The sequence below is a fragment of the Polaromonas sp. genome, assembly GCF_029945895.1.
Classification (GTDB): Bacteria; Pseudomonadota; Gammaproteobacteria; order Burkholderiales; family Burkholderiaceae_C; genus Polaromonas.
This window is the reverse complement of record NZ_JAQSDL010000097.1, coordinates 18,732-40,980: the sequence shown is the minus strand read 5'-3', so window position 1 is coordinate 40,980 and position 22,249 is coordinate 18,732. Positions and strand designations below refer to the sequence as shown.

The following is a 22,249-nucleotide window of genomic DNA, read 5'->3' as shown; positions in this document are numbered from 1 at the left end:
CCGCTCATGCGGACAGGCCGTGCTTGCCAAAACCTCTACTTGTTGATGGCGTCTTTGGCTTTCCTGGCCATCTCCGTGATTGCATTCAGTGCCTTGTTGGCGGCATCCCTGGCGGCTTCTGCCGCATGCTGGGCTGCTTCCTTGCCAGACTCAGTTGCTTTTTTGACCGAGTCCTCGGCTTTCTGCGCTGCTTCCCTGGCGGCTTCAGAAGATTGGGTGGCCGCATCCGAGATTTTTTGCAGCGCGTCCCGGATGTCTTGCGTAGTTTTGTTGACGTCCGTAGCCGCGAACTCGGCAAGGCGGCCTGGGGCTGCCTTCAGGTTTGCCTCAAGGCGGGTGCGCAAGCCGGCGACCTTCTCGCCCGCTTGATCGGCGGTGGCGCGCAGGAGCTCATCGGCATCGGCGACGATGCGCTTCATGTCGGCGATCAGTTTGTCTTTGCTCATGGAGCCGGGCGTGTTGGATTCAGACATTGGATTCCTCTCTATCAGTGATAAAAATAAAAAATAAAAGCGCAACGATCTGAAAAACTATCGGGCAGGCAGCCTGCCCGACAAGGGTTACTTCGTTACGGCATCCTTGACGTTTTTGGCCGTTTCTTTGGTTGCCTCAAGCGCCTTGTCGGCAGCCTCCCGGGTGGCTTCCATGGCTTTTCGTGCGGCTTCCCGCGTGGCTTCGGCCGCTTTCTGCGCCGCCTCCTTGCCCGACTTGGCCGCTTTTTTGGCGGCTTCCCCGGCTTTCTGTGCAGATTCCTTAGTGGCTACGGCTGCTTTTTTAGCGGCTTCTTCTGCCTTCTGTGCAGCCTCTTTGGTGGCTGCGGTCGCTTTCTTGGTCGCTTCTGCGGTCTTCCGTACAGCCTTTTTGGCAGCTTCATCAGCGTCTCGCGCTGCCTGCCGGGCGGCTTCCGCAGTTTTCTGCGAGGCGTCACTGACTGCCTGTTCAGCCTTCTCTGCAGCCCGCTGGGCGGCTTCTGCGGCTTTGCGCGTTGCCTCTTTAGCTTCCTCGGCCGCTTTCTTCGCGCCTTCCTCCGCTTTCTGCAGCACGGACACCTTGGCCGCCTCGCCCGCCTTTGCTGCGGGTTCTCCCGCAGCCTGCGCACTTGCGCCCACCACCAATGCAGACAGGATCAACCATTTTTGCAGTTTCATCGCTTTTTCTCCTTGCAGTCATGGAGCAGGGACGTCTGCTCCACACGTTTGCCCTGGGCCGGGCGTTAATGTGATTTTTCCTCGTTGTTTATGCCAAGACCATTGCGCAGCAAGCCGACGACATGCCGCGCAATGGCTTCGGGGTCTTCGTGCTGTTGCTGGTAGCCCGGCAGGAAGCGCCGCACCGACTGGGTTTCAAAAGGGTAGATCACCAGACCGAACATCGAAACGACAAGAAGGTGGGCGTCATAGACCGGGGCGAGCTCACCGGCGAGCTTGTGCAGTGCGCTAAACAGGTCTCGAAAGACGCAGTCCACCAAGCTTTGCAGGCGCTGCTCATTGCTGTCCAGCAGCACCCATTGCATCAGGCGTCTGAAGTCCTTTTCCCTGGCGAGCATGCGCGTGAAGAGTGCGACGAACGCTTCGAGCCGATCCCAGGGGTTTTCTCCACCTTCCAGAAGGGACTTCAAGGGCCCCACTTTTTCTTCGAAGGCATGGCCGACCGCATCCAGATAGAGCTGCTCTTTGTCCGAAAAGTGGTGGTAGAGGGCGGCAGGCGTCACACCCACGGCAGCCGCGATATCACGCATCGAAACCCCGTCAAATCCGACCGTTGCGAAGAGCGGAACTGACAGCCCGAGGATCTCTTTGCGCGTATGCCTGAAAGCTGGCTTCGCCATTGGATATCACCTGTATTTTGTACGCTACTTAACGAACGTTCATTAAGCACCAGTTTTCATTATTCCGCAACGCGTTGGGAACACAAATTGAAGCGATGAATGGGTCGGTGCATTGGCGGTCAACGGATTCCGGCGTGAGGTTGCCAGCTATGCGGCAACAACTCGTCCGTCTGACCGGCTCGCTGGGTAGGCTGCAGGACAGCACGTCGGGAAGTCCCTGTGAACAGGTTGGCCGGACGGATGCTGACTATCGCGGCTTCTTGCGTATGAACAGCGCCATCACTGCATCGGTCAGGTCATCAAGCGAGGTTCCCTTCTTGGGGTCGAACCACTGTACTGACCGGTTCAGCGCGCCGAAGATCAAAAGGCGCGCCAGGGGCACCTCGGCTTGCAGGCAGCCGGCCGATGCCAGTTCCTGGAGCACAGGCGTCCACGCCGCTTCGTAATCGCCTTGCAGCTTTGCGATGACGCTGCGCTGCCGCGTCGTGAGAGAGCGCGACTCGTAGAGCACTGCCTGCATGAAATCGCTGTTCGATCCCAGCAGCGTGTGGAAATGCGAACGGATCAATTGCCGCAGTGTGGTCGCAGCGTCATGTTCGGCAAGCAGCACGATCATCTGGCGCGCCAGCGCGCTGCGCATGCCTTCCTGCATCACTTCATACAACAGCGCATCCTTGCTTTTGAAGTGACAAAACAGTGATCCGGAATGCATGCCTGCGGCGCAGGCGATGGCACGCGTGCTCGTTCCGTTAAAGCCGTTGCGTCGAAACAGTTTGGCCGCGGCCTTGACGATATCTTGACGGCGGTTGCCTTCATTTCGCTCTTGCGGCGTCTTGCGTGGGCGGCCTCGCGGCCGCTTGGCTGCTGCGAAAGTGGGGAGGGAGCGCGCGGCACACATCATCAGCGAACGAGTAGCGACGCCTGCCAATGGTGCCGGTTCGCAAGCTCAGGCCACCCCGAAAACGGCGGCCGGCGGCCTCGACCGTGTTGCGAACCTCGGTCCGGGTGGTCGGTGCCGGGGATGACGGCCATCGGCTCAGTACGACTTCGGCAAGCCCAGCACATGTTCGCCGATGTAGTTGAGCAGCATCTCGTTGTTGATCGGCGCGATTTCCAGCAGGCGGACCATGGGCCACAGCGTAATGATGTCGTAGTCGCGGTCAAAGCCGTAGCCGCCGTGGGTTTGCAGCGCGGCCTCGACGGCGGCCACCGCCGCTTGCGAGCCCAGCAGCTTGGCCATGTTGGCGTGGGCGCCGGCATCCTCGCCGGCGTCGAAGCGCTCGGCGGCGTTGTAGGTCATCAGGCGCGCTGCCTCGATCTGCGCCTTGGCCTGCGCCATGCGGTGCTGCAGTGCCTGGTAGGAGCCGATCGGCTTGCCGAAGGGCTTGCGCTCCTTCGAATAGGCCACCGCCTTGGCCAGCGCATAGTCGCCCAGGCCGATGGCGGCTCCGGCGGCCAGCAGGCGCTCCGAGTTCAGGCCTTCGAACATCAGCTTGGCGCCCTTGCCGGCTTCGCCGATCAGCGCGTCGGCGGGCAGCTTGACGTTGTCAAAGAACACCATGTACTGGCGCTCGGCAGTTTCGACCTGGATGTTGAGTTGCGCCAGCTGGATGCCGGGCGTTTTCATGTCGAGCACGAACAGCGAGATGCCGTCGGTGCGGTGCTTTACCTCGCCTGCCTTGGTGGTGCGTGCGATCACCAGCATGTAGTCGGCATCGCGCGCGCCGGAAATGAAGACCTTCTGGCCATTGAGCATCCAGCCATCGCCGTCCGGTGTGGCCAGCGTGGTCATGGCAAAGCTGTTGGTGCCGGCATTGGGTTCGGTGATGGCGAAGCACAGCTTCTTCTCGCCGGTACAGGTGGGCGTGACGTATTTCTTGATTTGCTCGGGCGTGCCGTGGCGCATGATCGGCACCCGGCCCAGCCCGGTGACGACCAGGAACAGTGTGGGCACGCCGGCCAAAGCGAGCGCCTCGTTGAGCGCGGTGATCTCCAGCACGCCGCCGCCGGAGCCGCCGTACTCTTCCGGGACGGACAGGCCGAGCAGGCCGAACTCGCCGAGCTTTTGCCACAGCTCATCGGGGAAGCGGTCTTCCTTGATGCACTGGAGGATGTAGCTGCGCGGGTACAGGGTGGTGACGCCGCGGGCGGCTTCCTGCACGTCGCGGATGCGCTCGCGCAGGCTTGCGGAAGCGGTGTTGGCAATGGCGGTGGTGGCTGGGGTGCTCATGGTGGGTGTCTCCGTCTTGGGTTGTTGATGGGCGTTTGTCAAAGCGCCAGGTCGGCTGGAATCGGGACTGGAAAATCGAGCAGCATCTGGGCAAAGGCTTTGCCCTGCGAGTCCATGCGAACCGAAGCGATGCCGCCGCCGCCCAGGGCTTCGTGCATCAGAAAGTTCAGCGCGTGCGTGCCGGGCAAATCGAATCGCCGCACGCTGCCCTTGACCAGGTGGGCGAACCAGGCCGCCACCGCCTGCTCGGTCAGGGCGGCGCGGATGAAGGGCAGGTAGTCGGGTTGGCGCGCGAGGATGCCGATGTTGGCGGCGTCGCCCTTGTCGCCGCTGCGGCCCCAAGCCAGCTTGACCAGCGGCACGGTGCGCGTGCCGCGCGCAAAGGCGTCGGCGGCGGGCAGGGGGCCGCCGACCTGGGGCAGGGTTGCCGGATCAAACGTCTGGCCGTTCAACTGGGGTGCTGCCACGGTCTGCTCGCCCATGTCGATGCTGGCGGCCACCCGCGTCTTGGGCACCAGGCAGGAGAACAGCCGAACCACCGGCTGCACTTTGGGCCGGCCGCCGGTGAAACCGGTGATGGCCGGGGCCGACATCAGCGCCATGGGCGCCACCTCGCGCGAAAACAGTTCGAGCGCATCCCTGACTGGATGGCGCACGCCCACTTTGAGCATCACCTCGCGCGCATCGGGCCGCGCATGGGGGCCGTAGGTGTCTTCGGCGCCGATGGCCTCGACACAGGTTTCGGTGAAGTCGGGCCAGCCGCGCTGCGCATAGTGGCGCCGCATGCGCGCCAGCATGGCGGCGCCGACGCGCTGCGCCTTGGCGCCGGCATCGATGCCGCCGATCATGAACAGGCTCATGGCCCGAAAGCCGTCGGCGTAGGTGATGCTGGCCTTGGCCTGGTCGGTCGGCGGCAGGCCGCGCGCGCCCTTGACCTCGACGCGGTTCGGGCCGACTTGCGTCAGCGTCACGCCGGTGAAGTCGCACACCACGTCGGGCAGGATGTAGGCGCGCGGGTCGCCGATCTCGTACAGCATCTGCTCGCCCACGGTCGAGGGGCAGACCAGCCCGCCGGTGCCTTCGGGCTTGGTGATCACGAAGCTGCCGTCGGCGCGGCACTCGGCGATGGGAAAGCCCATGTCGTCCCAGCCCGGCACCGTGTCCCAGTCGGTGTAGTTGCCGCCGGTGGCCTGCGTGCCGCACTCGATCAGGTGGCCGGCCAGGCTGCCAAGCGCCAGGCGGTCGTGGTCGGCGACGGTCCAGCCAAAGGCATGGATCAGCGGCGCCAGCGTGACCGCGCTGTCGACGCAGCGGCCGGTGACCACGATGTCGGCGCCGGCATCGAGCGCGGCCGCAATCGGGAAGGCGCCGAGGTAGGCGTTGGCGCTCATCACTTTGGCGGGGAAGGGGCTGCTGGAGAACATCTCCCGGGTGCCGGCGGCGCGCAGCGCGTCCACCTGTGGCATCAGGTCGTCGCCCAGCACGGCGGCGATTTTCAGGTCGACGCCTTCGGCCAGCGCTGCCGCCACCAGCGCGGCGCGGCAGGCGGACGGGTTGACGCCGCCGGCATTGGCAATGACCTTGATGCCGCGTGATTTGATCTCCTTCATCAGGGGCTGGAGGGTGGTCACGAAATCCGGTGCATAGCCCAGTGCCGGATCCTTGGCCTTGGCGCGGCTGAGCAGCGACATGGTGATTTCGGCCAGGTAGTCGAACACCAGGACGTCGATGTTGCCGCGCTGCACCAGTTGGGCGGCGGCGAACTCGCTGTCGCCCCAGAAGCCCGAGGCGCTGCCGATGCGAAGGGTGCTTTGTTTCATGTTTGTCTCCTTTTGTGGGGGGAAGCCTGGATCGCGGGTTCAGGCGGACACGGTGCTGCGCGGCCAGAACACGCGCCAGATGCCCTTGGCCGTGGCGCAGACTGTGCCATTGGCATCCAGGAACTCCCCTTCGGCAAATGCCGTCGTGCGGCTGATGCGCACCACATTGCCGCGCGCCTCGAAGCTATCGCCCATGGCGGCGTTGAGGAAGGTGATGTCGAGGTTGATCGTGAACTGGCGCAGCTCGAAGGGGTCAATGTCGGCCGCCTCGGGCATGGCCAGCAGCGAGGAGATGATGGCCCAGCCAAGCGCGCCGTCAAACATATAAGAGATGACGCCGCCATTGAGCACGGTGTCCGAACCGCCGCCGCCGCGTTGGGTGGGGAGGGCTTTAGGCAGTCGCACAATAGCCCGGCCTACGGCTGTTTCTTCAACTTCCAGCCCTTGCGCCTTCAGAAAGGGGCTATCGTTCCAGCTTTGCTTGCAGGCGGCGATGCGGTCAAGGTGGGGGGCGTTGGTATTCAAATTGGGCTCCTGTGGGTTTTTAAAAAAGCGCATGGGATTCAAAACATCGCCAGTTGCTCGACGCGTTGCACATGGGCCGCCAATGATCGGCGTGCCATTGGCCAGAGCGCCGCGGGGGTGTCGTCATAGGCCAGAGGTAGCCAGTCGTCCAGGCCGCCTTGCGGGACGGCGCGCATGGCCGCCAGCACCCTGGCCTCGCGCCGCAGGCGGTGCGCCTTGAGCTGCGCAATGGACTGCGCCGCCCAGCCGATGACGTGGCCGTGCGCCGGCAGGATGAATTCGATACCGTCCTTTTCGCAGGCCTGCGCCAGGCGGTCCAGCGAATCGAGGTAGGCGCTCATGTCGCCGTCGGGCGGGTCGATGATGGTGGTACTGCCGCTGAGGATGTGGTCGCCCGAGAACAGCAGACCGTCTTCTTCGAGGATGAGGCAGAGGTGGTTGGCGGCGTGCCCCGGTGTGTGCAGCACGCGCAGGGTGCTGGTGTGCTCGCCATCGTGCAGCGTCAGGCGCTCGCCGTCGGCCAGAGCGCGGTCGGGGGTGAACTGCGCCGTGGCGCGGGCCGTGGCGGCCGAGGCCAGGCCCAGCACCGGTGGTGTCTGGCCCGTCAGGCGGGCGCAGGCCTGGGCCAGCGGCTGCGCGGCGGGGGAGTGGTCCGGGTGCGAGTGGGTGCAGACGATGGCCTTGACCCTGCCCGCCGTGAACGCCAGCAGGCGTTCGATATGGTCGTTCAGCAAGGGGCCCGGATCAATGACGATGTAACCACTGGCCGCGTCGCCCACGATGTAGCTGTTGGTGCCGGGGCCGGTCATGACGCTGGCGTTGGGGGCGGTGAGGCGATGCAGGTGCCGCAACAGGGGCACCGGCCGCTCGTGCTGCCAGTCCAGCGCATGCTCCAGTTGTCCGGACGGGCACACCAGCGCGAGTTCGGCGTAGGGCAGGTCCTGTTCCATGAAGCGCTGCGCCTGTCCGCTCACCATGCCGCCACGGGGGCAGGAGTTCCACAGTGGTTCGTCGTCGGTGCAGGCAGCCAGGGCCTGCTCGGCCTGCTCGAATTCCGCCAGCCAGTGCAGGGTGCGGATGGTGGGAAAGATCATGAAAAAATTGCCGGCCTGGTGCTGCGTCAGCGCATCCTCGGGCCTGACCCAGACGGGCTCGAACTGTTCCTTCTCGTCGGCCACGGGCTCTTGCTGGGCCGGCATCATGGCGGCGAAGAAGGCGGTGTCGAAACGCTTGGGCACGCTGCGGTCGGTGGTCCAGCAGGCCAGCATGCGCACCCGATCAACCGAAAGCGACCAGCCCCGACTGTGCAGTTGCGGGTACAGGGCCTGGCCGCGGTCGAGCTCCTGCAGGTGGCTGTGGGTGACGGGGCTGCCGTCGGCCTGCACCGCCAGCAGGAGGCCCAGCTCTTCAAAGGTTTCGCGCAGGGCAGCGAGTGCCGCCGTGCGGTAGCGTCCGCCCGCGCCGGGTGCGCGCGCCAGCGGGTGGGCCTGGTGGTCGTCGGCGTCCACTCGCCCGCCGGGAAACACATAGGCGCCGGGTAAAAAGCTGGCTGTCGGCGATCGCCGGGTCATCAAAACTTCAACCCCTTGCGCGCCATCGCGTAGCAGTAACAGGGTGGCCGCCGGGTGCGCCACGGCTGGTTCTTTATGGGGGTGCAGTTGCAGGGTGGAGCGGGCCATGGCGGTGTTCCTTGGGCGGGGGTGGATGGGCTCTACGCGCTGGCCGAATGGGTGCGCAACAAGGCATCGAGCGTGCTTTCCAGGTGGGCCAGCGAATTGCATTCGCGCGCGATGTGGCAATAGGGCGCGTAGCGCTTCATTTCCGAGTCGCCCAAACCCCAGAACGAGGTCGGTTCGGGGTTGAGCCAGATCACCCGGCGCGCGCGCTCATAAAGCTGCTTCATGACCTCGACATGCGCCTCGCCGCGGTTGTTGCGCGCGTCGCCCAGGATCAGCACCGTGGTGCGGCGGTCGATGTCGCCCAGCAATTGTTCTTCAATATCGAGCAGGGTCTGCCCGTAGTCGGTGCCGCTGCCGCCCACCGCCTGCATCACTTTGTCGACCGCTTGTTCGACCGGCAGCGACTCGAAGGTGTCGCTCACCTCGACCAGGTGGTTGGTGAAGGCGAAGCTGCGCAGGTCGCTCACCTGCTCGCCCAGGCTGTGCAGGAACAGCAGCAAAAAGCGCGCGTACTGGCGTACCGAGCCGCTGACATCGCAAATGGCCACCACGCGCGGACGGTCCACCACTTTGGAGCGCCAGAAGGTCTCGAACATCACGCCGTCGTAGGCCGCGTTCTTGCGCAGGGTCTTGCGGAAGTCGAGCTGGCCGCGCACCCGTTTTTTCTTGCGCCGCGAGTGGCGATCGGCCAGCCGCTTGGCGATCTTGCTGACGATGACGTGCATGCGCGCGAAATCGCGTTTTTCGATGTTGGAGAGCTTTTGCGATTGCAGGAAATCGTCGTGCAACTGGCGCGTCGGTGCCGTGCCGTAGAGCGCGAGTTTGCGTTCGACGAAATTGCGCACCTCCACGAACAATTTCTTGCGCACCCGTTCGAGTTCGCGAGCGCGCTCGGGCGCCAACGTCTGGCGTTTGGTGTCGGAAATTTCGCGGTCCAGCAATTCCAGGCCCATGGCCTTCTGGATCTTCTGGGTGTAGTAGCCTTTTTGCGTGAAGAACCAGATGTCGGTCAGGCCGACCTCGCGCGCGGCTTCCTGCATGCGCTTGGCCAGCGCGGCCGAATCGCCCGCCAGCAGCAATTGCGACAAGGCCTGGCCACCGCTGCCCTGGCAGCCGCCCGGCCCGCCGGAGCCGGTGGCCGTCGGGTCTTTGGGGCTTTGCTCGGGCAGGTCTTGCGCTGGTGTGGCGTCGGCGCCGGGGTTGGAAGCGTGCTTGGTCGGGCGGCCTTGCGCGGTCATGTTCTCAAAAGAGCTGAAACGGAAGAAGCGGTCAAAGGACTCGTCGAACAGGACGCGATCCGGGGTGGTTTTCGCCAGTGTCGTGCCCAGCGCGCTTTTCAGGAGGGTGCGGTCGCGCCAGCCCACCAGTTCCACGGCGCGCGCCGCATCGATCTGGGCGTTCAGGCTGATCTCGAGGTCGCTGCCGCGCAGCGCCTTGAAAAAGTCTTCAAGCGTGGCTTGCACGGGGAATCTCCGCATCCTTGCGCGCTTGCTGCAGCAGGGCCGACAGTTGCTCGCTGGCCGAGGCAATGTCCTGCTCAAACTTGAGGAAGACGTTGAGCGTGCCCTTCACCATGTCCAGGCTCAGGTGTTCGGCGTGCAGCAGCAGCAGCGTTTTGGCCCAGTCGATGGTCTCGCTGACCGAGGGCTGCTTTTTCAGGTCCATCTGGCGCACCGCCTGAATGAAGGCCACCAGCTCGCGGTTCAGGGTTGCCGACAAGCCGGGCACGCGGCGCTCCAGAATGCGCCGCTCCAGCTTCGCCTCGGGGAAGGGAATGTGCAAATGCAGGCAGCGGCGCTTGAGCGCGTCGCTCATCTCGCGCGTGTTGTTGCTGGTGAGGAAGACGATGGGCTTGACCTTGGCCTTGATGGTGCCGAGTTCGGGCACCGAGACCTGGAAGTCCGACAGCACTTCGAGCAGGAACGCCTCGAATTCGGGATCGGACTTGTCAACCTCGTCCACCAGCAGCACGCAGCCGCGCTCCTGGTGCAAGGCCTGGTAGAGCGGGCGCGGCTCCAGAAAATGTTCGGAGAAGAACAGGTCGTCGTGTGCATGCAGCCGTTCGATCGAGGCCGCCAAGCCGACCGCGCCTTGCATCATCTCGCCCAGCTTGTCCTTGAGCAGTTGCGTGTACAGCAGTTGCTTGCCGTATTTCCACTCGTACAGGGCCTTGGACTCGTCCAGGCCCTCGTAGCACTGCATGCGGATCAGGGGCACGTCGAGGATCTCGGCCATGCCCTTGGCCAGTTCGGTTTTGCCGACGCCGGCCGGGCCTTCGACCAGGATCGGCTTTTCCAGGTTGAAGCCCAGGTAGACCGAGGTGGCGATTTCGCGGCTGGCAATGTAGTCGACCGCAGCCAGGCGCTGCGCCAGGCCATCAATGGAATCAAAGTGGGTTTGGTAAAGTGTTTTCATCGGTTTCCTTGGGTGAGCAGCATTTTTTCGCCGGCTTGAAGTTGTCGGGAGTCGGCGATGCCGCGGGCTATGCCCAGCACCAGGCGCAGGTCGCGCGCCAGGGTGAGCAGGGCCGGTTCATGGTCGTCCAGGGCCGCGGCAAAGGATTCACAGGCGCCTTGCCAGCGATCAAACAGGCGGCGCGCGCCCAGATTGAACGCCGCCAGTGCCTCGTCCGGCCCGTGCTGGTCCAGGTGCTGGGCAGCATGTCGGACCACGGGTGACAGGGCATCGAGTTCGAGTTGCAGGGCGCCCAGGTCACGCGTCAAAGCCGGCGTGCGGGCTGCATTGCGGAACCAGCGTGCCAGGGCATCCAGCTCGGCTTGCATGGCGCCGAGCATAGCCCCCAGCAGCAGCGCGTCTTCGATCGCGCGCAGCGGCCGCGCGATGGTGTCGAAGGCCTGCCCCGGCGCGCCCAGGCGCTGGCTGTCCGGCACCCGGCAGCCGACCAGGCGCAGGCCGCAATGGCCGAGCGGCGCCAGTCCGCGCACTTTGTCGTCCAGTTCGCGGGTCAGACCCGGTGTGTTGGCCTCAACGACGAACGCATCGAAGCGCTTGCGCCCCTGGTGCTCGCCGCTGACGGCCAGCACGATGATGGCATCGGCGGCCGGGCCGTTGCTGACGAAGGCCTTGTGGCCGTCTAAGAGCCAGTCGTCGCCGTCCCGAACCGCCCGGCAGCTCAGGTGTTTGGGATGCGCGCCGGTGCCGGGCTCGGAGATCGCGAGTGCCAGCAGTGTGTCGCCGACCGTCATTGATTGCAGCAGGGCACGATGCCGGTCGCTGCGCAGATTCGGCGCCAGCACGAAGCGCCCCAGCATCTGCTGCATCATCCACGCCATGCCGAGGCCCAGGCTGGCGGATTCCCGGGCGACGATTTCGGCCACAGCGCTGACCCGCACGGCGTCCGTGACGGGCGGCCCGCCGTCGCTGTCGAACCCCACACCGAGCAGGCCGCTGGCGCCGAGATGACGCCACCAGGCACGGGGGAAGCCGTGCGCGCAGTCAGGCGCTGGCGCGTCCGACAAGGCCAGGCGCATGGCCTCGGGCAGCGCCGAAGGCGGCATGTGCTGTGTGGGTGAGGTGGTGGACTTCATCGAGGGCTTCCGGCGTAAAACCCGAGCTGGCGCGCCGCCAGGTCGCGCATCACCTCTTCGGCGCCGCCACCAATGGCGTTGACCTTGACCTCGCGGTAAATGCGTTCCACCTTGACACCGCGCATGAAGCCGGCGCCGCCGTGCAGTTGCACCGCCTCGCTAGCGCAATAGGCCATGGTCTGGGTGGCCTGGTTCTTCAGCAGGCAGATTTCGCCCACTGGCGTGTCGCCCTGTTCGACGCGCCAGGCCAGCAATTCCAGCATGGCCTGGGTCGCCTCGACGCGCATGGCCATGTCGGCGAGTTTGTGGCGGGTGACCTGCTGGTCGATCAACTTGCCGCCAAACATCTCGCGTTCACGCGACCAGGCCAGCGCTTCGTCCAGGCAGACACGGGCAAAACCGTTGGCACCGGCGGCGAGGAAGATGCGCTCGCGGTTGAAGTTCTTCATGATGGCCTTGAAGCCCTGGTTTTCCACCCCCACCAGGTTCTCCACCGGCACGCGGCAATTGTCGAAATACAGGGCGGCGGTGTCGGAGCACCACCAGCCCATTTTTCTCAAAGGCGTTTGCGTAAAGCCGGGCGTGCCTTTCTCGATCAGCAGCAGCGACACGCCGCCTGGCCCCGGCCCGCCAGTGCGCACCGCCACGGTGTAGAAGTCGGCGCGCATGCCGGAGGTGATGAATGTTTTCGAGCCGTTGACGACGTAGTGGTCGCCATCCCGGCGCGCCGTGGTCTTGAGGTTGGCCACGTCCGAGCCGCCGGAGGGTTCGGTGATGCCGAGCGCGCTGATCTTCTCGCCCCGCAGCACCGGCGGCAAGACGCGATGCTTGAGCGCCTCGTTGCCCACATTGACGATGGGCGGACAGCCGATGGTGTGCGACAGCAGACTCGCCAGGACACCGCCAGCACCGCAACGCGCAAGTTCCTGCGCGGCGATGATGGTCATGAACAGGTCGCCGTCGTTGCCACCATGGCTTTCGGGGAAGCCCAAGCCAAGCAGGCCGATCTCGGCTGCCTTGCGGTACAACTCGACAGGAAAGGACTCGGCTTCGTCCCAGGCGTCAACATGCGGGCTGATTTCTCTGGCGACGAAGCGGCGCATCGCATCGCGGAACGCCAGGTGCTCGGGCGTATAGAAGGGGCTCTTGGCAGGCAGGGTTTCGGCTGGCATGGGTATTACTCCTCGTGGGTATGGCGTGTGTCGTGCGTGCAGGGCGACGTGCGCATCAATCAGGCTGCTCGACCAGTGACACCAACAATGCGCGCGTGGCAACCTGGTCGCCAGCGCGCACCGCAACCTGGTCCACCACGCCATCGCGACGGGCCAGCAGTTGATGCTCCATCTTCATGGCTTCGAGCACCGCCAGGCGTTGCCCCTTGGTGACCGTGTCGCCATTTTGGACGTCAACTGCCAGCACCCGTCCATTCATGGGTGCGAGCACGCGTGACTCCGCGCTTCCTGCAGCCGCGGCCGGCGGGGCATAGGTCAAGTCTTCAAAGCTGGCGCTCAGGTCGCCCAGTTCCAGGTGCAACACGCCGCCGGCAAACACCGCCGCCGCGTGCTGCTGCACGCCATCGGCGATCAGGCGCAGGCACTCGCCTTCGCGCCCGCTGAGGGTGATGTGGTGCAGCGCCGCGCCCACTTCGAGCGTGTAGCTGTGGGTTCCTGTGACCGTGATGTGCACGGCATGGCGGTGTTCGCCCTCGCCGATCAGCATCGGCCAGCGTGCCGGTCCGCTGGAGCGCCAGGGCGCGGCTGCGACCGGCGTGGCGCTGGCTTCGAACCACAGCGTGCTGGCCAGCGCCAACGCCAACGAATCGGGTTGGGGCCGCACCAGCGCCGCACTGTCGAAGTGCTGGGCGATGAAGGCAGTGGTCGTTTCGCCAGCGGCGAAGGCCGGGTGGCTGGCCACGGCTTCGAGGAAGGCACGGTTGTGGGGTAGGCCGAGCAGGCGGGTGCGTTGCAGCGCTCCGATCAGGCGTCGTCGGGCCTCGTCGCGGGTCGCGCCGTGCGCAATGATCTTGGCGATCATGGGGTCGTAGTGCGGGCTGACGGTCTGACCTGATGTCAGTCCATGATCAACGCGCACGCCCTCGCCCGTGGGCGGGCGCCAGAGCGCAACATCGCCACTTTGCGGCAGGAAGCCCGCGTACGGGTCTTCGGCATACAGGCGCACTTCGATAGCGTGCCCGTTCAATTGCACTTGCTCCTGAGTCAGCGGCAAGGGCTCGCCACGGGCCACGGCGATCTGCCACGCCACCAGGTCCAGACCGGTGATGCACTCGGTCACCGGGTGTTCGACCTGCAGCCGTGTGTTCATCTCCAGAAAGTAGAAACGCCCTTCGCGGTCAAGTAAAAACTCGACCGTGCCGGCGCCGACGTAGTTCACGGTGCGCGCCGCCGCCACCGCCGCCGCACCCATTTGCGCGCGCAGCTCGGGCGTGACCGCCGGGGAGGGCGCTTCTTCGAACACCTTCTGGTGCCGACGCTGGATCGAGCAGTCGCGCTCGCCCAGGTGGATGATGTGGCCGTGCCGGTCGCCGAAGACCTGGATTTCGACGTGGCGCGGTTCGATCACCGCGCGTTCGAGAATCAGCTCTTCGCTGCCGAAGGCATTGCCTGCTTCCGAACGGGCACTGACCAGCGCGGAGGGCAAGTCCTGCGGCTGTTCGACCAGCCGCATGCCGCGTCCGCCGCCGCCCGCGGCAGCCTTGACCATGATCGGGAAACCGATGTCGCGCGCCTGCGCGACCAGTGTGGCGTCGGATTGGTCCGCGCCCTGGTAGCCCGGCACGCAGGGCACACCCGCGGCCAGCATCAAGCGCTTGGCGCCGGCCTTGTTGCCCATTTTCAGGATGGCCTGCGGGTCCGGGCCGATGAACACCAGCCCGGCGTCGAGGCAAGCCTGCGCAAAGGCGTCGTTCTCGGACAGGAAGCCGTAGCCGGGGTGGACCGCATCGGCGCCCGTGCTGCGCGCCGCCGCCAGCAGCGCCGCGACATTGAGGTAGCTCTCACGCACCGGCGCCGGGCCGATGCACACGGCTTCGTCGGCCATGGTGACATGCAGCGCTTGAGCATCGGCTTCGCTGTAAACGGCCACCGTGCGGTAGCCCAGCGCCTGGGCCGTGCGGATGATCCGGCAGGCGATTTCGCCGCGGTTGGCAATCAGAATTTTTGTGAAGTTCATCAGGGTTCTCACATCCGTGCCACGCCAAAGGTGTTCGAGTTCAGAGGCCGCAACCCGGCTTCGCGACACACCGCCAGGGTGGTGGCGAGCGCGCGGCGGGTGTCGCGCGGGTCGATGATGCCGTCGTCCCACAGGCGCGCGGTGGCAAACAGCGAATGCGATTCGAGGTCAAAACGCGCCAGGATCTCGCTCTTCATGGTGGCCATGGTTTCGGCCGATGGTTCCTGTCCGGTCTTGGCCATTTTTTCCTCGGTCACGATGCGCATCACGGTGGCGGCCTGTTCGCCGCCCATCACCGCCACCCGCGCGTTGGGCCAGGCGAACATGAAGCGCGGGTCGTAGGCGCGGCCGCACATGCCGTAGTTGCCGGCGCCGAAGGAGGCGCCGGTCATCACGGTGATCTGCGGCACGGTGGCATTGGCCACGGCCTGGATCATCTTGGCGCCGTGCTTGATCATGCCGACCTGTTCGACGTCCTTGCCGACCATGAAGCCGGTGGTGTTCTGCAGATAGACGATCGGGGTGCCAGACTGGCAGCACAGTTGGATGAACTGGGTCGCCTTGGTGGCGCCTTGCGGATCGATGGGCCCGTTGTTGCCGATGAAGCCGCAAGGGTGTCCCTCGATGGCGCCATGGCCGCACACGGTACTGGAGCCGTACAGCGATTTGAATTCGAGGAAGTCGGAGTCGTCGATCACCCGCGCCAGCACTTCGCGCATGTCGTAGGGCTGGCGGAAGTCAACCGGCACCACGCCCGCCAGTTGCTCGACCGGATAACGCGGCTCTTTCCAGGTCTTCACCGCTCGCATCGGCAAGCGGTCGTTCCACGGCAGCCGCGCCAGGATGTCGCGTGCGATGCGGATGCCGTCGGCATCGTCCTCGGCCAGGTACTCGGCCACGCCCGACATCGAGCAGTGCATCTCGGCGCCGCCCAGCTCTTCGCCGGTGGCGATCTCGCCGGTGGCGGCCTTGAGCAAGGGCGGGCCGGCCAGGAAAGCCTTGGCGCGGCCGCGCACCATGATCACATAGTCGGACATGCCCGGCAGGTAGGCGCCGCCGGCGGTCGAGTGGCCGTGCATCACGCAGACCTGCGGAATGCCCCTGGCCGATAGCCGTGCCTGGTTGGCGAAGCCGCGGCCGCCGTCAATGAACACCTCGCCCACATGCATCAGGTTGGCGCCGCCGGACTCGACCAGTCGCACCACCGGCAGTTTGTTCTCCAGTGCGATGGCTTCGGCGCGCAGGCTCTTGCGCAGGCCCATCGGCGTGATGGTGCCGCCCTTGATCGCGCTGTCCGACGCGATCACCACGCAGCGGATGCCCGACACCACCCCGATGCCGCAGATGATCCCGCCCCCCAGCACGTTCTTCTCGCCGTCGTCGTCGTGCATCCTGAAACCGGCCAGGGTCGAGAACTCCAGCCACGGCGAGCCGCGGTCGAGCAGCAGCGCGATGCGCTCGCGCGGCAGCAGCTGTTTGCGGGCGCGGAACTTGGCTTCCTGGCTGTTCGACGTGTTGCGCACACGGTCTTCGAGCGTGCGGAAACTGTCGATCAGCGCGAGCATCTGTGCGCGCTCGCGCTGGAAGCTCTCTGACTGCGGGTCGACTTGACTTTGAATGGCGGGCATGGGCGGTTCTCGCTGAAAGGTCGCAGTGAACGAATGTGGTAACAGGCCTGCTTACAGGTCGTAAAAACGCTCACCATGGTCGGCCATGCGGCGCAGCAGTTGCGGCGGCGCGAAGCGCGCACCGTGCCGCTCTGCCAGGCTCTCGCAGGCTTTGACAAAGGCGGACACCCCCAGGCTGTGGATCTGGCCGATCGGGCCACCCAGGTAGGCTGGGAAGCCCCAGCCCAGGATCGCGCCGACATCAGCATCGATCGGTGCCAGCAGAACTTTCTCTTCGAGGCAGCGTGCGGTCTCAAGCGACTGGATGAACATCAGGCGCTGCTTGACCTCTTCGACTGTGGGTTGCGTGGCTGACAGCGGGAACTCCTGCGCCAGGCCCGGCCAGAGCTGCTTGGGGCCGTCTTGCGGGTAGTCGTAGAAGCCCTGGCCGGTCTTTTTACCCAGCCGCCCCAATTTGTCCACCATGCGGTCGCAAACGTCGTCGATGGCGCTGCGCTGGTAGGCCGCGCCGAGGTCGGCGGCGGTTTGTTTGCGGATGCGCGCCATCAGTTCGAGCGAGACTTCGTCGGCCAGCGCCAGCGGCCCCACCGGCATGCCGGTCATGCGCCCGGCGTTGTCGATCAGGGCCGGCTTCACGCCTTCGGCCAGCAGCGCCAGGCCTTCGCCGACGTAGGTGGAGAACACGCGGCTGGTGTAGAAGCCGCGGCTGTCATTGACGACGATGGGCGTTTTGCGGATCGCCTTGACGAAGTCCATGGCGCGGGCCAGGCATTCGTCACTGGTAGCCTGGCCGCGAATGATCTCGACCAGCGGCATCTTGTCGACTGGCGAGAAGAAATGCAGGCCGATGAAGTTGGCCGGACGCGCCGAGGCCTCGGCCAGCCCGCTGATCGGCAGGGTGGAGGTATTGGAGGCGAAGATGGCGCTGCTGGCAATCACCGCTTCGGCCTTGCGCGTCACGTCGGCCTTGATGGCACGGTCTTCAAACACCGCTTCGACCACGATGTCACAGCCTGCCAGGTCGGCAAAGTCGGTGGTCGGTTTGATCAGCGCGAGCTTGGCATCACGCTCGGCCTCGGTCAGGCGCTTGGCCCCAACGCGTTTGTTCCACAGGCCTTCGCTGTAGGCCTTGCCCCTGGCCGCGCCGTCGGTGCTGCTGTCGAGCAGCACCACGTCCATGCCGCCCTCCGCGGCGGCGAAGGCAATGCCCGCGCCCATCATGCCGGCCCCCAGAATGCCGACCTTGCGGTAGCTGGCCTTGGGCACGCCCTTAGGCCGCGAGGCCAGCTTGCTGGCGGCGGTGATGCCGAAGAACAGCGAGCGGATCATGTTCTTGGATTCGACCCCCGTCGCCAGCTTCGCGAATTCACGCATTTCGACTTTGCAGCCGGTGTCGATGTCGACCTGGCAGCCGTTGTAGACGCAGTTCAAGATCGCCTCAGGTGCGGGATAGTTGCCAAAGGTTTTGGCGCGCAGCATGGCGTTGCCTGCGGTGAAGGTTTCGTAGCCGGCGGGGCTTTGCACAGCGCCTCCGGGAAGTTTGAAACCCTTCTGGTCCCATGGCCTGGTGGCGTTCTTGGCACCGTCGCCGAGTAACCACTCCTTGGCACGAGAGAGCAATTCATCGGCCGGGACGACCTCGTCAACCAGGCCGGCTTCCAGTGCCTTTTTGGGTGCGAGTTTCTTACCTTCCAGCAGGAAGGGCAGGGCGTTGCGCACGCCGATCACGCGTGGCAGCCTTTGCGTGCCACCCCCGCCTGGTAGCAAGCCGAGCGTGACTTCGGGCAGCCCGATGAGTGCTTTGGGATTGTCGGCGGCGATGCGCCGATGGCAGGCCAGCGCAATTTCATAGCCGCCGCCCAGCGCTGTGCCATTCATGGCCGCCACGTATGGCTTGCCGCCCGTTTCGATGCCGCGCAGCAGACTGTGTAACGACGACACAAAATCCAGCATGCCAGCGGCATCTTGGAGCGCCAGCACCATGTTGAGGTCAGCGCCGGCAATGAAGTCCGCCTTCGCCGAGGTGACGATCACGCCCTTGACGGCGGAATCCGCCTGGGCACGCTTCACGGCGTCGGCGAAGGCAGGAATCGATTGTTGGTTGAGGACGTTCATGGGCACGTCCTGCATGGCCCAAGTGATGGTGGCGATGCCGTCGGCATCAAGCTTGTAGTCAATCGTCATGGTGGTGGTCCAGGTCTGTGATGAGGTTCGCGTCGTGCCGGGGCTTCAGACGCGCTCGATGATGGTGGCGGTGCCCATGCCGGCGCCCACGCACAGCGTGATCAGGCCGGTGGACAGGTTGCGCCGCTCGAGTTCGTCGAGCAGGGTGCCCAGAATCATGGCGCCGGTCGCGCCCAGGGGGTGCCCCATCGCGATGGCCCCGCCGTTGACGTTCATCTTGTCGTGCGAGACCTTCATCACTTCCATGAAACGCAGCACGACCGAGGCGAAGGCTTCGTTCAATTCATAGAGGTCGATGTCGCTGGCCTTCATGCCGGCGAGCTTGAGCGCCTTTTCCGCCGAGTAGGAGGGGCCGGTCAGCATGATGGTGGGCTCGCTGCCGATGGAGGCGAACGAGCGGATGCGGGCACGGGCTTTCAGGCCCAGCTGTTTACCGACCTCGGCGTTGCCGATCAGCACCGCAGCCGCACCGTCAACAATGCCCGACGAATTGCCAGCGTGGTGCACGTGCACCATGCGCTCCAGCTCCGGATAACGCTGGATGGCCACCGCGTCGAAACCGTATTTTTCGCCCTGCACCTTGAACGCAGGCTCCAGCTTGGCCAGCGACTCCAGCGTGGTTTCGGCGCGCATGTGTTCGTCGCGCTCAAGTACGAGGCAACCGCTCACGTCCTTGACTGGAACGATCGACTTGGCGAAGCGGCCCTCGGCCCAGGCGAGCGCAGCGCGGCGCTGGCTTTCGACCGCGTAGCTGTCGACGTCGCTGCGGCTGTGGCCGTATAGGGTGGCAATCAGGTCGGCCGAAATGCCCTGCGGCACGAAATAGGTCGGAATCGCCACTGCTGGGTCAATCGCCCAGGCGCCGCCGCTGGTGCCCATGGGCACACGGCTCATGCTCTCCACGCCGCCGCCGATGACCAGTGGCGACTGGCCCGACATCACTTTGGCGGCGGCCATGTTGCAGGCCTCGAGCCCCGAGGCGCAAAAGCGATTGACCTGCACGCCGGCCACGCTCTCGTGGTACCCGGCGGCGATGGCCGCAACGCGCGCGATGTCGGCGCCTTGCTCGCCGGCGGGTTCGACGCAGCCGAGGATGATGTCGTCCACGAAGGCGGTGTCCAGGGTGTTGCGGTCGCGCAGTGCCTGCAGCGCCGTGATGGCCAAGCTGATGGGCGTGGTGCCGTGCAGCGCACCCGAGCTGCGGCCCTTGCCGCGCGGCGTGCGCACGGCGTCGTAAATGAATGCGTCGGTCATGGTGGGTTTCCTTCTTTTTGAATCTGTGGAAGCGATAGGCAAGAGGGCGAAAAGCGGCTGGCGGCGGGTGCTACAGCGTACGGCTGATGATTTCCTTCATGATTTCGTTGGCGCCACCGTAGATGCGCGCGACGCGCGCATCCGCATAGGCGCGGGCAATCGGGTACTCCCACATGTAGCCGAAGCCGCCGAACATCTGCAGGCATTGGTCGATCACCTTGCAGTGCAGGTCGGTGGTCCAGTACTTGGCCATCGCGGCGGTGGCAGCATCAAGCTGACCGTCCATCAGCAGGCCGAGCAGGCGGTCGACAAAGACCTGTGCGATCTGCACCTCGGTCTTCATTTCGGCGAGCTTGAAGCGGTTGTGCTGGAAGTCAATCACGCGCTGGCCGAAGGCCTTGCGATCCTTGGTGTAGGCCAGCGTCCATTCGAGCGCGGCCTCGGCGCCCGCCACCGCGCCGATGGCGATCTGCATGCGCTCCCAGGCCAGTTCCTGCATCAGCAGGAAAAAGCCCTTGCCCTCGCCGCCAAGGATGTTGCTGACCGGCACGCGCACGTCGTCGAAGAAGAGTTCCGAGGTGTCCTGCGCCTTCATGCCGATCTTTTCGAGGTTGCGCCCGCGCGTGAAACCGGGACGATCGGTCTCGACCAGCACCAGCGAGGTGCCCTTGGCGCCTTGCGTCGGGTCGGTCTTGACGACAACGATCACCAGGTCGGCGTTTTGGCCGTTGGTGATGAAGGTCTTTTGACCATTGATCACCAGTTGGTCCCCGTCACGGACCGCACTGGTGCGCACGTTTTGCAGGTCGCTGCCCGCGCCCGGCTCGGTCATGGCGATGGCGCCAATCACCTCGCCGGTGGCCATCTTCGGCAGCCAGCTGCGCTTTTGCTCCTCGGTGCCGTAGGCCAGGATGTAGGGCGCCACGATGTCGGAGTGCAGGCCGAAGCCGAGCCCGCTCGTGCCGGCGCGCGAGACTTCTTCAATCAGCACGGCACTGTGCAGGCGCGTGCCGCCACCGCCGCCGTAGGCTTCGGGAATGGCTGGACACAGCAAGCCCGCGGCGCCGGCCTTGCGCCAGACGGCGCGCGGCACGATGCCATCGGTTTCCCAGCCGGCGTGATGGGGGATGACTTCTTCTTCCAGAAAGCGGCGGGCCTGGTCCCGGAAGAGTTCGTGTTCTTCACCGAAGATGGTGCGGTTGAGCATGGGTCTGTCCTTGAAGTCCGATTGACACTGGCATGGCCGACGGCCGCGAAGAGTCGCTCGTCCACGCGGGAAGGCGCCGGAAGCGCCCAACACGCGATGGACAAAGCCATCAACCAAACGCTTGTTAGATGGTATAGTATATGGCATGATAGAGCAGCGAAGCAACCCACTCCCGCGCAGAGATGCGATCCTGGCGACCGCGGCGAGCCGGTTCCGGCGCCAGGGCTTCGAGCGCACTTCGGTGCGCGAGATTGCCCAGGCCATGGGCATGACTTCGGGCTCGCTCTTCTATCACTTCGCCACCAAGGAGGAGTTGCTGGTGGCGATCATGGAGGAGGGCGTTCGCGACATCATGCAGTCGGTGCGCGACGGGCTGGCCGGCCAGCCCCGGCTGCCCGAGCGGCTGTTGTCGATGGTGCGCAGCCACCTGAAGGCCTTGCTCGGTCCGCGGCTCGACGCCATGACCGTGCTGCTCTACGAGTGGCGCAGCCTGTCGCCGGACGCGCAGACCCGGGTGATGGCATCGCGCGACGCCTACGAGGCCTTGTGGATGGAGCCGATCAACGAGGCCGCGACTCTGGGCCTGGTCGACGCCGATGTCGTGCTGGTGCGCCAGACGGTGCTCGGTGCCCTCAATTGGACGGCGCAGTGGTACCGGCCAGGCGGGCGCCTGGACGTTGACGCGCTGGCGCAGCGCATGTACACGATGCTGTTTCCTCGTGTGGCCGCATCGGGAGTGAGCTAGGGTTAAGCGGAATGGCACTTACTTAAGGCGCGAATACCGAGAAACCTGTCCCCGGCGTTGAGCCGGGATGACAAACGGAAACGTGGATGACGCCTGAAGTTGTCATTGCGGGCTTGACCCGCAATCCATGCCTCGCGGGCCTGTGCGGTGGAACATGTGGCATGGATCCCGGCTCAAGGCCGGGATGACAGCCTTTTTGGCTTAAGTAAGTGCCATTCGGGTTAAGCGGACCGGATTTGCTCCGTTCTTACCATTTTTGAGTTGCCTATTTTTTAATCACATGGAGATGAAGTGAAGATATTGGTCGCCGTCAAGCGGGTGCTGGACTACAACGTCAAGGCCCGCGTCAAGTCCGACGGTTCGGGAGTCGATCTCGCGAACCAGAAGTTGTCCATGAACCCGTTCGACGAGA

18 protein-coding genes and 1 pseudogene are annotated in these 22,249 nt (G+C 64.9%); 2 read left to right on the top strand and 17 right to left on the bottom strand.

Annotated elements, in window-relative coordinates; genetic code table 11:
* Nucleotides 1-35: 35 nt before the first annotated feature.
* The 17 genes from PSV33_RS14455 to PSV33_RS14375 all read right to left on the bottom strand — a co-directional run bounded on the left by PSV33_RS14455 (nucleotide 36) and on the right by PSV33_RS14375 (nucleotide 21,092).
* Nucleotides 36-473, bottom strand: coding sequence for a DUF883 domain-containing protein (locus PSV33_RS14455; RefSeq protein WP_096666877.1), 438 nt, complete (start codon nucleotides 471-473; stop codon nucleotides 36-38).
* Nucleotides 474-560: 87 nt separating this feature from the next.
* Entirely contained in the window at nucleotides 561-1,148 is a 588-nt protein-coding gene (locus tag PSV33_RS14450; RefSeq protein ID WP_096666875.1) for a hypothetical protein, read from the bottom strand.
* Nucleotides 1,149-1,213: 65 nt separating this feature from the next.
* Nucleotides 1,214-1,828 (bottom strand): TetR/AcrR family transcriptional regulator, encoded by a 615-nt coding sequence (locus tag PSV33_RS14445; RefSeq protein ID WP_096666873.1) that lies wholly within the window; start codon nucleotides 1,826-1,828, stop codon nucleotides 1,214-1,216.
* Between the two features lie 247 nt (nucleotides 1,829-2,075).
* Nucleotides 2,076-2,756, bottom strand: a complete 681-nt coding sequence (locus tag PSV33_RS14440; protein ID WP_255249955.1) for a TetR/AcrR family transcriptional regulator — start codon at nucleotides 2,754-2,756, stop codon at nucleotides 2,076-2,078.
* Nucleotides 2,757-2,864: 108 nt separating this feature from the next.
* Nucleotides 2,865-4,058 carry an acyl-CoA dehydrogenase family protein gene (locus PSV33_RS14435; RefSeq protein WP_096666869.1) on the bottom strand — a complete coding sequence of 398 codons (1,194 nt, stop codon included), beginning with the start codon at nucleotides 4,056-4,058 and terminating at the stop codon, nucleotides 2,865-2,867.
* Between the two features lie 38 nt (nucleotides 4,059-4,096).
* A complete protein-coding gene (locus tag PSV33_RS14430) occupies nucleotides 4,097-5,878 on the bottom strand; it encodes an acyclic terpene utilization AtuA family protein (protein ID WP_096666867.1) in 1,782 nt (593 codons plus the stop codon).
* A 39-nt stretch (nucleotides 5,879-5,917) separates the two neighbouring features.
* Entirely contained in the window at nucleotides 5,918-6,436 is a 519-nt protein-coding gene (locus tag PSV33_RS14425) for a PaaI family thioesterase (protein ID WP_096666865.1), read from the bottom strand.
* A 5-nt stretch (nucleotides 6,437-6,441) separates the two neighbouring features.
* On the bottom strand, nucleotides 6,442-8,082 hold the full coding sequence (locus PSV33_RS14420) for an MBL fold metallo-hydrolase (RefSeq protein ID WP_096666863.1): 1,641 nt from the start codon (nucleotides 8,080-8,082) through the stop codon (nucleotides 6,442-6,444).
* Nucleotides 8,083-8,114: 32 nt separating this feature from the next.
* Nucleotides 8,115-9,545 carry a VWA domain-containing protein gene (locus PSV33_RS14415; RefSeq protein ID WP_176491323.1) on the bottom strand — a complete coding sequence of 477 codons (1,431 nt, stop codon included), beginning with the start codon at nucleotides 9,543-9,545 and terminating at the stop codon, nucleotides 8,115-8,117.
* Nucleotides 9,529-10,497 carry a MoxR family ATPase gene (locus PSV33_RS14410; RefSeq protein WP_096666859.1) on the bottom strand — a complete coding sequence of 323 codons (969 nt, stop codon included), beginning with the start codon at nucleotides 10,495-10,497 and terminating at the stop codon, nucleotides 9,529-9,531. Before PSV33_RS14410 ends, PSV33_RS14415 begins: the two co-directional genes overlap by 17 nt.
* Nucleotides 10,494-11,630, bottom strand: a complete 1,137-nt coding sequence (locus PSV33_RS14405) for an acyl-CoA dehydrogenase family protein (RefSeq protein WP_096666858.1) — start codon at nucleotides 11,628-11,630, stop codon at nucleotides 10,494-10,496. Before PSV33_RS14405 ends, PSV33_RS14410 begins: the two co-directional genes overlap by 4 nt.
* The gene (locus tag PSV33_RS14400) at nucleotides 11,627-12,802 is read right to left on the bottom strand and encodes an acyl-CoA dehydrogenase family protein (RefSeq protein WP_096666856.1); all 1,176 of its coding nucleotides are present in this window, start codon (nucleotides 12,800-12,802) and stop codon (nucleotides 11,627-11,629) included. The genes PSV33_RS14405 and PSV33_RS14400 overlap by 4 nt, the downstream gene beginning before the upstream one ends.
* 55 nt (nucleotides 12,803-12,857) lie before the next feature.
* Complete coding sequence (locus PSV33_RS14395) at nucleotides 12,858-14,819, bottom strand: acetyl/propionyl/methylcrotonyl-CoA carboxylase subunit alpha (protein WP_096666854.1); 1,962 nt, start codon at nucleotides 14,817-14,819, stop codon at nucleotides 12,858-12,860.
* Between the two features lie 8 nt (nucleotides 14,820-14,827).
* On the bottom strand, nucleotides 14,828-16,447 hold the full coding sequence (locus PSV33_RS14390; RefSeq protein ID WP_096666852.1) for a carboxyl transferase domain-containing protein: 1,620 nt from the start codon (nucleotides 16,445-16,447) through the stop codon (nucleotides 14,828-14,830).
* 51 nt (nucleotides 16,448-16,498) lie between these two features.
* On the bottom strand, nucleotides 16,499-18,631 hold the full coding sequence (locus tag PSV33_RS14385) for a 3-hydroxyacyl-CoA dehydrogenase NAD-binding domain-containing protein (RefSeq protein WP_096666850.1): 2,133 nt from the start codon (nucleotides 18,629-18,631) through the stop codon (nucleotides 16,499-16,501).
* Nucleotides 18,632-18,676: 45 nt separating this feature from the next.
* Complete coding sequence (locus PSV33_RS14380) at nucleotides 18,677-19,885, bottom strand: acetyl-CoA C-acetyltransferase (protein ID WP_096666849.1); 1,209 nt, start codon at nucleotides 19,883-19,885, stop codon at nucleotides 18,677-18,679.
* Nucleotides 19,886-19,955: 70 nt separating this feature from the next.
* A complete protein-coding gene (locus tag PSV33_RS14375; protein ID WP_096666847.1) occupies nucleotides 19,956-21,092 on the bottom strand; it encodes an acyl-CoA dehydrogenase family protein in 1,137 nt (378 codons plus the stop codon).
* A gap of 145 nt (nucleotides 21,093-21,237) precedes the next feature.
* Between PSV33_RS14375 and PSV33_RS14370 the strand changes: the two genes are divergently transcribed.
* Both PSV33_RS14370 and PSV33_RS14365 read left to right on the top strand, forming a co-directional pair.
* Nucleotides 21,238-21,837: a TetR/AcrR family transcriptional regulator gene (locus tag PSV33_RS14370; RefSeq protein WP_096666845.1), complete on the top strand. Its 600-nt coding sequence runs from the start codon at nucleotides 21,238-21,240 to the stop codon at nucleotides 21,835-21,837.
* A 291-nt stretch (nucleotides 21,838-22,128) separates the two neighbouring features.
* Nucleotides 22,129-22,249: pseudogene (locus PSV33_RS14365) on the top strand (electron transfer flavoprotein subunit beta/FixA family protein); the annotation flags it as partial.